The sequence below is a fragment of the Streptomyces sp. NBRC 110611 genome (assembly GCF_001590865.1).
Taxonomy (GTDB): Bacteria; Actinomycetota; Actinomycetes; order Streptomycetales; family Streptomycetaceae; genus Streptomyces.
On record NZ_BBUY01000003.1, the window covers coordinates 145,463 to 155,903 of the forward strand.

Consider the following 10,441-nt stretch of genomic DNA (forward strand, 5'->3'; position numbering starts at 1 on the left):
GCGGTAGGCAGCAGACAGCCGCCCTGCCATGCGACCATCGACCGTCGCACATCGCACAACGAGCAACGAGCAACGACACCTTGCCCCAGGAACGAACTCCGCGTACCGAGGAGAGCGAACGTGACGAGGGAATTCGCCGACCGCATCCACTGGCTTTCGCAGGCAATGCCGGTCACCAAGCGTCTCGTCGGGGAGCTCGACGACCGCTCGTATCCCCGCCGGAGGTTCTGTTACCGCGGGCATCTGACGGCGAACTCGGCGCCCGTGCTCGACTGGCTGAGCGGCACCGGCGTCGACCTGACGGTATCCAGCTGCGACCCGAACACCGTCGACCCGCAGGTGGTGAACCGGCTGCGGGCGGCGGGCACGGCCGTACTGACCAGTGAGGAGGACCCGACCGGCGAGAAGGACCTCGACACGCTGGTGCGGTGGCGGCCCGAGCTGGTCTTCGACACGGGCGGCGACCTCACCACGGCCCTCGTCGAGCACGGCGATCCGCCGCTGGCGGCGGTGGAGTCGACGAGCACCGGCCTGTGGCGGCTGGGCCAGTTGGCCGGGCTTCCCCTGCCGGTGCTGGAGTGGGCCCGTATCCCGCTGAAGGAGAAGGTCGAGCACCGGTTCCACGTCGCCTCCGGGGTCTGGTCGGCCGTCAGCTGGCTGACCGGGCTGTCCGTCGAGGGCCGCCGGGTGCTGGTGGTGGGCTACGGGGAGGTGGGAAAGGGCGTCGCCGATCTGGCCCGTAGGCTCGGCTCCCGGGTCACCGTGGCCGAACCGGACCCGTCCCGGGCGCTGGACGCGCGGCTGCGGGGGCATGCGACCGTGTCCTCCGCGCTGGCCGCGGCGCATACCGCCGAGATCGTCGTCACCGCCACCGGACGGCCGGACGCCGTACCCGCCGCCTGCCTCGACCGGCTGCCCGACGGGGCCATCCTGGCGAACGCCGGGCACTCGCCGGAGGAGATCGACCTCGGCCATCTGGCCGCCCGGGGTCCCGGCCGGCCGGTGCGGCCCGGCGTCGTCGAGTACCGCGTCGCCGACCGCGCCGTCTACGTGCTGGGCGGTGCGAGCCCGGTCAATCTCGCGGCGGGTACCACCTTCGGCGACGACCTGTGGGACCTGTTCGCCGGTGTCACCGTGCTGAGTTGCGCCTGGCTGCTGAACGGCGACTGGTCCGGGGAGCCCGCCGGGATACACCCGATGCCACCCCGTATGGAGCGCCGCATCGCCGAGCTGTACCTGAGGCCGACGGGGCGGCCGGCGCACGTGGGCAGGATCGAGGAGGCGGACCCGGTGGCCGCCGGCGGCCATGTGCTCCAGGAGCTGGTCGGGCCGCAGTGCCACGGCTACCAGCAGCACCACAGCGTGGCCTGCTCGACACTGGCGCCCGGCGCCGTCATCCCCGTCCACCACCACGAGCGGAGCGAGGAGACGTACGTCGTGCTGTCCGGGGAGGCGACCGTATCGCTCGACGGCACCGATCACGTCGTACCGGCGGGCGGCACCGTCGCCATTCCGCCCCGTACCCGGCACGGTGTGGTCGCCGGGGCCCAGGGCGCCCTACTGCTCGCGGTGTCCACGCCGCCCTGGCAGCCGGACGACCATCACGAGGCCCCGCTCTGAGGGCACCGTGCCCCGGCACCCTCCACTTGGGGCGGCCGCGTCGCCCCTTGGGGCGGCCGCGCTGCCCGGCTCGTCCGGTCCGCCGGGAGCAGGCACGGCAGCAGCCGCTCGGCCAGTGTCCTGATGGCGGGCGAGGCGGCGGCCGCCGGAGCGCACACGAGCACCGCCTGCGACGAGATCAGCGGCGGGCCGACCGCCCGCAGTCCGTGCGCGGCCAGCGTGCGCCCGGACTCGACCACGTCCGCGACCGCGTCGGCGATGCCGAGGTGGACGGCGACCTCCACGGCGCCGGTCATCTCCACGATCTCGGCGGTCACTCCGTGCGCGGCCAGATCGCGGGCGGTCAGCCGCGGCAGCGCCGTGGCGATCCGCGCGCCCTGAAGCCCCGAGACGGTGCCGGAGCCATCGCGGGGAACGGCGTAGCGCACCTGCGCGTGGCCGAAGCCGAGCGTCAGCAGCTCGACCATCGGCAGGTCGGCGTCCGCGACGAAGTCCCGTCCGGTGATGCCCGCGTCCAAGTGCCCCTCGGCCACCAGCCGCGGCACGTCCCGGGCGCGCAGCTGGAGGAATTCGGTGTCGTTCTCGTGATCGAGCTGGTGCAGCCTTCCGTGTGCGGCACCGCACGCGTAGCCGGCGGCCGTGAGCAGCAGCCGGGCGCCCGCGGCCAGGGTGCCTTTGTTCGGTAGGGCGACGCGCTGTGGCCGCGCGGCGCCGGGCACGGCTAATCGGGGTTCCTGGGCCATGGGGAGTCGACTCCTTCAGCCGGGTGTGCCGCCGGCGCTCCGGCCTGATGCCGTGGTGCGACCGGGGGGATGAGAAGGCAGACAACGTGGCCGGTCACGGCACCGGGGTGCGTGAGGCGATGGGGACGATACGTGTCGCCTCGTCAACTGGCAACGGGCATTGATCATTTGACGCCCCATAGGAAGATCTTTTACGTTAACAGGGCTGGTCAGAGCGGCAGTTGGAGCAAGGTCAAATCTTTCGGTGCAGGGGACCGTTGCGCAGCCCATGAACGCGACTTACGCTGTAGGGGTTCAACATCAACGATCAAGAAAGGAGGGGCACTTGTGCGCTTCGCAGTAGTGGGAACCGGCTTCGGCGAACAGCACATCGGCTGGTTATTAGACGTGCCCGGCGTGACAGTCGAAGCACTGTGCTACCGAAGTGATCACTCCCGGGCGACGCGCATAGCGAATCGCTTCTCCGTTCCGGCCGTCGAGTCGGACCCCCTGTCCGTGATACGCAGCGGACGCGTCGACGCGGTGTCCGTGGTGACACCGCCGGAAACGCATGAGAAGTATCTGACGGCGGCCCTCGACGCCGGCCTGACCGCGGTCTCCGACAAGCCCCTCGCACGCAACAGCGACGAGGCGGACCGCCTCACCCGGTACTCCCAGGAGCGGGGCACACCGGGTTACGTCACCTTCCAGTGGCGCGCGAACCCGGCCCTGCGCGAAGTGGACCGGCTGCGCCGCAGCGGATTCCTCGGCCGTGTCCTCCAGGCCGAATTCGCCTTCCACCACGACTTCCTGGGCGAGCCCGAGACGCCGTGGCCCTGGCGCCACACCCGGCAGGCCGCGGGCGCCGGCACCCTCGCCGACCAGAGCGTCCACCTGCTCGATCTGCTCCGCTGGCTGACCGACGACGAGTGGACCGTGACGAGTGCCCGCTCCTCGGTGGCGTTCGCCCAGCGCTCGCACCAGGGCAGCACCCTCACCGCGGAGACCGAGGACCTGGCCGATGTCCAGCTCACCTCCGCATCCGGGACACCCGCCCGCGTCTTCACCTCCCGGGTCTCCGCCCACCGACAGCTACGAGCCGAGCTCCACGGCACCGAGGGCAGCGTCCTCGCCGTCCTCGACCCCGATGACGGCTCCGGCCTGCTGCACCTCAACCCGCGCCGCGCCGAGAGCCGCGTCAGGGAATTCCCCGCCGACGAGATGAACATCTACCGGCTACTCCTCGCCGCCGACGGCCCGCCCCCCGAAGCACCGACCTTCGCGGACGGCGCCCGGGCACAGAGCCTGCTGGACGAGGCCGTACGGCACACCCGCAAGACCGCATAACTCCAAGGGGAGAAACCGATCTCCGGTCTCTCTCCTGTCTCTCTCTTGCTGCAACTGAATGTCGTCATGTCGTCGGGCAGGGGCACCCTCGCGTGCCCCTGCTCCGGATAACAAACGATCGGTGGTGTAGTAATGGCTGAGCACATCCGTCTTGCCGTTGCCGGGGTCGGCAACAACATATCCGCGCTGTTCCAGGGTGCGGAGCTGTACCGCAAGTTGAGTGCCGAGGGCGTCAGCGAGAGCGACTTCCCGGGTGTCAAGCGCCCCCGCATCGGCGGGATTTCGGTGAGCGACCTCTCCTTCGTCGCCGCCTTCGACATCCATCCCAACAAGTCGGGCCGGCCGTTCAACGAGGCGGTGCTCGCCGAGCCCAACAACTACCCGAGGCTGGACGTCGAGCTGCCGCAGGTGCCGGTCACCGTGCAGCCCGGCTTGGCCCGCGAGGAGCACGCGGAGCCCACGTCGGAACAGTTCCGCACGGTGGTGGAGCAGCTCCGGGAGAGCCGTGCCGAGGTGCTGCTCTACTCGCTGCCGACCGGCTTACAGTGGGCCGCCGAGGCGTACGCCCGCGCGGCCCTGGAGGCCGGGGTGGCCTTCGTGAACTGCACGCCGGAGGTGGTCGCACGGTCTCCCCAGCTGCTGGCCGCCTACGAGGAGGCCAAGGTCCCGCTCGTCGGCGACGACCTGGCCAGCCACTTCGGCACCTCCGTGGTGCACCGCGCGCTGCTGGGCCTGCTCAGCGAGCGCGGCCTGACCCTCGACAGCTCCTACCAGCTGAACCTCGGGGGCAATGAGGACTTCCGCAACCTGCGCGAACAGGGCGGCAGCAAGCGGCAGTCGAAGCTCAACGCCCTGGCGCAGGAGGGGGTGGACACCTCGAACGTCGAGGTCATCCCGTCGGCCGGCTACGTCCCGCACCTGCGTGACCACAAGGTCGCCATGCTGAACATCGAAGGCCTCGGCTGGGCCGGCACCCCGGTCTCGCTCGACCTGAAGCTGAAGGTCCAGGACTCCAGCAACGCGGCCGGGGTGATCATCGATCTGATCCGGATCGCCGCCGCCAGCTCCCGGCTCAACCGCGGCGGCTTCCCGGTGGCCGCGGTGCGCGTCCTGAAGTCTCCCGCCGGCGGACACCCCAAGTACACCGCCGAGGACGTCGAGGAGGGCTTCCGCAAGCTGGACGGCCCCGGCGCCGCCCCGCAGGACGGGGTCCTGGAGGCTTCGTCGCGATGACCGGCACTCCTCCTGTCCCGTCGGCCGGCACGCTGATCGCGGTGCTGGCGTACCCCGGGGTGGACGAACTCGATCTCTTCGGCGGATACGCCCTGCTGGCCAAGGCCGGATCCGTCGCGGAGGAGACGGGCGCACCCCCCGTCACGGCGGTGATCACCGCCGAGGAACCCGAGGTCCGCGGCTCCGCCGGCGTGACGTTCCGGGCGCAGGAGGAGCTGTCGGTGGTCGAGCGCGCGCAGGCGGTCGTCGTCCCGGGCGGCCGGGGCGCCTCCGCGGCCGCGGAGACACCTCGGCTGCAACGCTTCCTGCGCCGGGCCGACGAGCGCGACGCCCGGCTGTACTCCGTCTGTTCCGGTGCCCTCGTGCTGGCCGGCGCCGGACTGGCGGAGGGCCGTGCGCTGGCCATCCACGCGGCGAAGCGGACGCAGCTGACGGAGCGGGGTGCGGTCCGGGCCGCCGACGGGCTCGTCCGGGACGGCCGGATCTGCTCGGTCGGCGGAGATGTACGGGACTCGGTGAAGTCGGTGGACCTGGCGTTCGCGCTGCTGGCGGACCTGCGGCCCGAACTCGTCGAACCGGTCACCCGGCGCACCGAGATCGGCCCGGGCCGAGAAGCCCGGCAGGCTCTGCGGGCGTCCGGTGCCTGAGCGCGGACGCTGGGTGCTGATCACCGGTGCCAGCCGGGGCATCGGCCGCGCCATCGCCCTGGCCCTGGCCGCCGACGGCTACCGACCGGTGCTGTGGGCCCGGTCCGGCGACGACCTGGCCGAGGTGGCGGCCGAGGTGCGCGCGCACGGCACCCCGGTCCGCAGCGCGGTGGTGGACATCGCGGATCCGGCGGCGGTGGCCTTCGCCGCCCGGACCTCGCTGGCCGGCCTGGACGGGCTCGCCGGCCTCGTACTCAACGCGGGGCAGGGGGTCTGGACCGCGCTGAGCGAGCTCGGCACCGACGAGTGGGACCGCACCGTGCGCACCAACCTGGACGGCGGCTTCCAGGTGCTCAGTGCGGCCCTGCCGCTGCTCACCGCGGTCCCCGGCGCGCTGGTGGTGGGCATGCTCTCCGACTCGGCCCGCTACCCGTTCCCGCAGCGGGCGGCGTACGCGGCCGCCAAGTCCGGGCTCGGGGCCCTGCTGGAGGTCACCCGCCGCGAGGTGCGCGAACAGCGGGTCCGGGTCTGCCAGGTGGTGCCGAGCCGGGTCGACACGTACTTCCGGGGCGCCCACGCGGACGCGGCCCCCGGCAGCCGCGAAGGAGCGCTCTCCGCCGAGGACGTGGCCGCCGTCGTCTCCGGGCTCTTCCGCCTGCCTCCGCACGTGGAGATCCGCGAGATCCAGATGTCCTCGCTGTCATCGACTTTCGGTCCCTTTCCGGAAAGGGCACAGCCATGACCGCACAGAAATCAGCCCTCGTCCCGCAGTCCCACTCCAAGCCGATCGGGCGCTACTCCCCCGGCGTCCGGGTGGCCCTCACGCCCGGCACCGAGTTCGTGTTCGTCACCGGTCAGGTGGCGACCGACGCGCAGGGCACCGTGCTCTCCCCCGGCCAGGCGGGCCCCCAGGCGCGGGTGGTCTTCGAGCGCATCGAGCAGGTACTGGCGGCGGCCGGGGGCTCCCTGGCCGACCTGGTGAACGTGACCATCTACCTCACCGACATCGAGCGGGACTTCGCCGCCGTCTCGGCGGTACGCGACGAGGTACTGGCCGTGCCGCCGCCCGCCAGCGTCCTGGTCGAGGTCTCCCGACTGGCCGAGAAGGGCTGTGTGGTGGAGATCAGCGGCATCGCGGCAGTGGAGGGTGGCAGATGACCGACGCCCTCGGGGCGCCGGAGGTGCCGGCCGACTGGCGATCGGCGCTGCGCGAGACGGCGGGCCGCAGCCGGGTCCTCGTCGTGGGGTCGCTCAACATGGACCTCATCGTGCACAGCGACCGCGAACCGGCGGACGACGGCGCGGTGATCGCCCGTTCCGTCACCACCGCACCGGGCGGCCATGCCGGGAACTGCGCGTCGGCGCTGGCCGCGCTCGGCGTACAGGTGGGCGTGGTGGGGGCGGTCGGCGCCGACCCCGAGGGCGAGAGTGTGCTGGCGGACCTGCGGGCGCGCGGCATCGACGTCTCGGCCGTGTACCGCCACCCCGACGCGCCCACCGGACAAGTGATCATCCCGGTCTTCCGGGACAAGCACTACATGCTCATGCACCGGGGCGCCAACGACCTGCTCCCCGCGGCGGCGGTGCGCGACGCGCTCACCGGACCGGTCGACGCGGTGGTCCTGTTCGACCCGAGCCGGGAGGCCCTGCGCGCGGCGGTCACGGCGGCCGCACGGCTGCCCCGACGGCCGCTGCTGTGCTGGTGTCCCGGGGGCCTCTACTGCGACGACGAGAGCACGGCCGAGCTCGCGCCCCGGTGTGACCTGCTCCTGCTGAACCGCGACGAGCACGCCCGGATCAGCCGTACGCCGAGCGGCGCCGCGCTCGGCCGGGCCGCCACCGAGGTGGTGACGACGCTGGGCGCCGAAGGAGCGCTGCTGCGCCGCGCCGACCAGGAGTGGCACGCCCCGGCGGAACCCGCGGTGGTGCGGGACCCGACCGGTGCCGGCGACGCGTTCGCCGCCGCCTACCTGCTGGCGGCACTGGCTGGGCTGCCGCCCCCGCAGCGGCTGCGGAGCGGCAACGTGGCCGGCGCGCTCGCCGTCGGCGCCGTCGGTGCCCGGGCCCAGCAGACCACGCTGCCCGACCTGATCTCCGCTCTGCCGTCGCCCGGGCACACCGCCCCGGCCGGAGCGGGACCGAATGAAAAAGGAATGGATTCTCCATGAGCATGGTTCGTGACCTTTCCCTCGCCGATGAGGGAAAGCTGAAGGTCGAGTTCGCCGGACGGCGTATGCCGGTGCTGTCCCAGCTGGTCGAGCGGTTCGCCGAGACGAAGCCCTTCCTCGGCCAGCGCATCGCGGCGTGCCTGCACGTCACCACGGAAACCGCGAACGCGTGCCGGGCGCTCGTCGCCGGCGGTGCCGAGCTGGCGCTGTGCGCCTCCAACCCGCTGTCCACCAAGGACGATGTCGCGGCGACCATCCAACGTGACATCGGCGCCGAGGTGTTCGCCATCTACGGCTGCGACCGCGACACGTACTACCAGCAGGTGCAGGGCGTGCTCGGGGTGCGGCCCACGATCGTGATCGACGACGGAGCCGATCTGACCACGACCATCCACAACGACTACCCGCACCTGCTCGACGACATCATCGGGGCCACCGAGGTCACCTCGACCGGGGTGCTGCGCCTGCGGAACATGGCCGAGGACGGGGCGCTGCGCTACCCGGTCCTGCCGACCAACGACGCTGCCACCAAGCACCTGTTCGACAACCGTTACGGCACCGGCCAGAACACCATCGACGGCATCCTGCGGGCCACGAACATGCTGCTCGCCGGTTCCGTGTTCGTGGTCGCCGGCTACGGCTGGTGCGGTCGCGGGGTGGCGATGCGGGCCCGCGGTATGGGCGCGAACGTCATCGTGACCGAGGTCGACCCGATCCGGGCGCTGGAGGCCAAGCTCGACGGCCTGGACGTCATGCCGATGGACCGCGCCGCGGAGATCGGCGACATCTTCGCCACCGTCACCGGCAACCGGGACGCCATCACGCTGGCCCACATGGAGCGCATGAAGGACGGCGCCGTGGTGTGCAACTCGGGCCACTTCGACGTGGAGATCCAGGTCACCGCCCTCCAGGAACGGGCCACCGAACGGCGCGAGCTGCGGCCCAACTGCGTGGAGTACACGCTGCCTTCGGGCCGCCACGTGATGCTGCTCGCCGAGGGCCGGCTCGTCGGCCAGTCCGCCGCCGAGGCGCACCCGGCCGAGGTGATGGACATGACCTTCTCCACCCAGGCCCTCGCCGTGCAGTACCTGATCGAGCAGCGGAGTGAACTGAAGCCGGGCATCGTCCCGATCACCCGCTCGATCGAGAACGACGTCGCGAGCGCCAAACTGCGCGCCTACGGCGTGGAGATCGACCAGCTGAGCGCGGACCAGCACGAGTACCTCACGGACTGGCGCGTAGGCACGTGACATGAAGGGCGGTGACCAGTGGTGGATCTGACCTCTGTCGCATCGAGCGCGGACGGCTGGCGCGGCGTCATCGACGAGAGTTTCACCCCGTCGTACGCAGCGCTGGTGACCCACTGTGTGATGCGGGCGCTCGCGGCGGACCGGGCGCCGGGGACGGTGCTGGTGACCCACGACGGCCGGCGGGGTGGCGAGCGGTGCGCGGCAGCGGCCGTGGCCGCCGCCGCCGACGCCGGCGCGGACCGGGTACGCCTGGTGCCGCACCTGCCCACCCCGGTCGTCTCGGCGGCGCTCCGGCGCGGCCGGGCGGACGTGGCGTTCCTGGTCACCGCGAGCCACAACCCGGGCAGCCACAACGGCCTCAAGGTCAAGGTGGCGCCCGGCCGTTCGCTTCCGGCGGCGGTCGAGCGCCGCGCCGAGCAGCTGATCGGGGAGGTGGGCGGCGTTCCGGTGGGGACGGCCGCCGAGCAGCCGGACCGCGACGCCGGCACCCGGTGGACCGACGAACACCTCGCCGACATCCTCGACCGCCTGCCGGCCGCCGTGGGCTCCGGGGCAACGGTCGTGGTGGACGGCGTGGGCGGGGTCGCGGGCGGGCCGATGGCCCGGCTGTGCGAGCGGCTCGGCTGGCGGGCCAGGCTGCTCGGCGGCACCCCCGACCCCGGCTTCGGGGGTCTGGTGCCCGATCCGACCCTCGCCGCCACCCGCCGGCGCGCGGAACGCGCGGTCCGGGAGGAGTCCGCCCGCCTGGGCATCGTGCTCGACGGCGACGGTGACCGGGTGTTCGTCATCGACGAGCGCGGCCGCACCGTCCAGCCGCACGAACTGCTCGCGCTGCTCCTCCAGGCCCGCTGGTCGCTGCGGCGCGGGGACCGTGACGGCGATATCGCCGTCACGGTCGCCACCGGCACGGCGGTGCGCACGGTCGCCCGCCGCCAGGGGCGCGGGGTGCGCGAGACCCGGATCGGCTTCAAGCACCTGTCCCCGCTGCTGGCCGACGGCCGCGCCGACCTGGCCGGCGGCAGCGTCGGCGACCTGGCCTTCGCCGACCACGGCATCGACCGCGACCCGTTCACGGCGGTGGCGTTGCTCGCCGAACTGCTCCACACCACCGGGCGCCCGCTCGGTGACCTGCTCGACGCGCTCGGCGACGAGGTCGGCCGCCACCGGTGGTTCGAGTCCCGGGTGCCCGGAACCGGCGGTGCGGACCTCCTCCGTACGGCCGGCTCGGCGGCCCTCGCCCGAGCCGGCCTGGCCGGTGCCGACCCCACGATCACCGAGACGGACGGCGTGAAGTTCTGGCTCGACGACGGCCAGTGGCTGCTGCTGCGGCGCTCCACCACCGAGGCCGGCGTCCGGGTCTACGGCGAGCTGCGGTCCGGCCCGGACAGTGCCCGCCGGGTCGATGAGCTCCTGCGGTCCGTCCGCGGCGTGCTCACCCCCTGAGTTCCCTTGAT

At 72.5% G+C, this 10,441-nt stretch carries 10 protein-coding genes; 9 read left to right on the forward strand and 1 reads right to left on the reverse strand.

Annotated elements, in window-relative coordinates; translation table 11 throughout:
• The first annotated feature begins 120 nt into the window (after positions 1-120).
• Positions 121-1,620 (forward strand): dimethylsulfonioproprionate lyase family protein, encoded by a 1,500-nt coding sequence (locus tag AZE13_RS08815; protein WP_147264623.1) that lies wholly within the window; start codon positions 121-123, stop codon positions 1,618-1,620.
• Here AZE13_RS08815 and hisG read toward each other — a convergent pair.
• Positions 1,602-2,363 carry an ATP phosphoribosyltransferase gene (gene hisG / locus AZE13_RS08820; RefSeq protein ID WP_079123832.1) on the reverse strand — a complete coding sequence of 254 codons (762 nt, stop codon included), beginning with the start codon at positions 2,361-2,363 and terminating at the stop codon, positions 1,602-1,604. The genes AZE13_RS08815 and hisG overlap by 19 nt on opposite strands.
• A 69-nt stretch (positions 2,364-2,432) precedes the next feature.
• Here hisG and AZE13_RS33790 point away from each other — a divergent pair, with 69 nt between their 5' ends.
• The 8 genes from AZE13_RS33790 to AZE13_RS08860 all read left to right on the forward strand — a co-directional run bounded on the left by AZE13_RS33790 (position 2,433) and on the right by AZE13_RS08860 (position 10,430).
• The gene (locus AZE13_RS33790; RefSeq protein WP_079123833.1) at positions 2,433-3,689 is read left to right on the forward strand and encodes a Gfo/Idh/MocA family protein; all 1,257 of its coding nucleotides are present in this window, start codon (positions 2,433-2,435) and stop codon (positions 3,687-3,689) included.
• Positions 3,690-3,821: 132 nt separating this feature from the next.
• Positions 3,822-4,922 (forward strand): inositol-3-phosphate synthase, encoded by a 1,101-nt coding sequence (locus AZE13_RS08830; protein ID WP_066928793.1) that lies wholly within the window; start codon positions 3,822-3,824, stop codon positions 4,920-4,922.
• Entirely contained in the window at positions 4,919-5,569 is a 651-nt protein-coding gene (locus AZE13_RS08835; protein WP_066928795.1) for a DJ-1/PfpI family protein, read from the forward strand. Before AZE13_RS08830 ends, AZE13_RS08835 begins: the two co-directional genes overlap by 4 nt.
• Positions 5,562-6,311, forward strand: a complete 750-nt coding sequence (locus AZE13_RS08840; protein WP_066928797.1) for an SDR family oxidoreductase — start codon at positions 5,562-5,564, stop codon at positions 6,309-6,311. Before AZE13_RS08835 ends, AZE13_RS08840 begins: the two co-directional genes overlap by 8 nt.
• Positions 6,308-6,727 carry a RidA family protein gene (locus AZE13_RS08845; protein ID WP_066928799.1) on the forward strand — a complete coding sequence of 140 codons (420 nt, stop codon included), beginning with the start codon at positions 6,308-6,310 and terminating at the stop codon, positions 6,725-6,727. Before AZE13_RS08840 ends, AZE13_RS08845 begins: the two co-directional genes overlap by 4 nt.
• Positions 6,724-7,737: a carbohydrate kinase family protein gene (locus AZE13_RS08850; RefSeq protein WP_066928801.1), complete on the forward strand. Its 1,014-nt coding sequence runs from the start codon at positions 6,724-6,726 to the stop codon at positions 7,735-7,737. The genes AZE13_RS08845 and AZE13_RS08850 overlap by 4 nt, the downstream gene beginning before the upstream one ends.
• Positions 7,734-8,987 (forward strand): adenosylhomocysteinase, encoded by a 1,254-nt coding sequence (gene ahcY, locus AZE13_RS08855; RefSeq protein ID WP_066928803.1) that lies wholly within the window; start codon positions 7,734-7,736, stop codon positions 8,985-8,987. The genes AZE13_RS08850 and ahcY overlap by 4 nt, the downstream gene beginning before the upstream one ends.
• Before the next feature lie 21 nt (positions 8,988-9,008).
• Positions 9,009-10,430 (forward strand): phosphoglucomutase, encoded by a 1,422-nt coding sequence (locus AZE13_RS08860; protein WP_181690288.1) that lies wholly within the window; start codon positions 9,009-9,011, stop codon positions 10,428-10,430.
• The last annotated feature ends 11 nt before the right edge of the window (positions 10,431-10,441 follow it).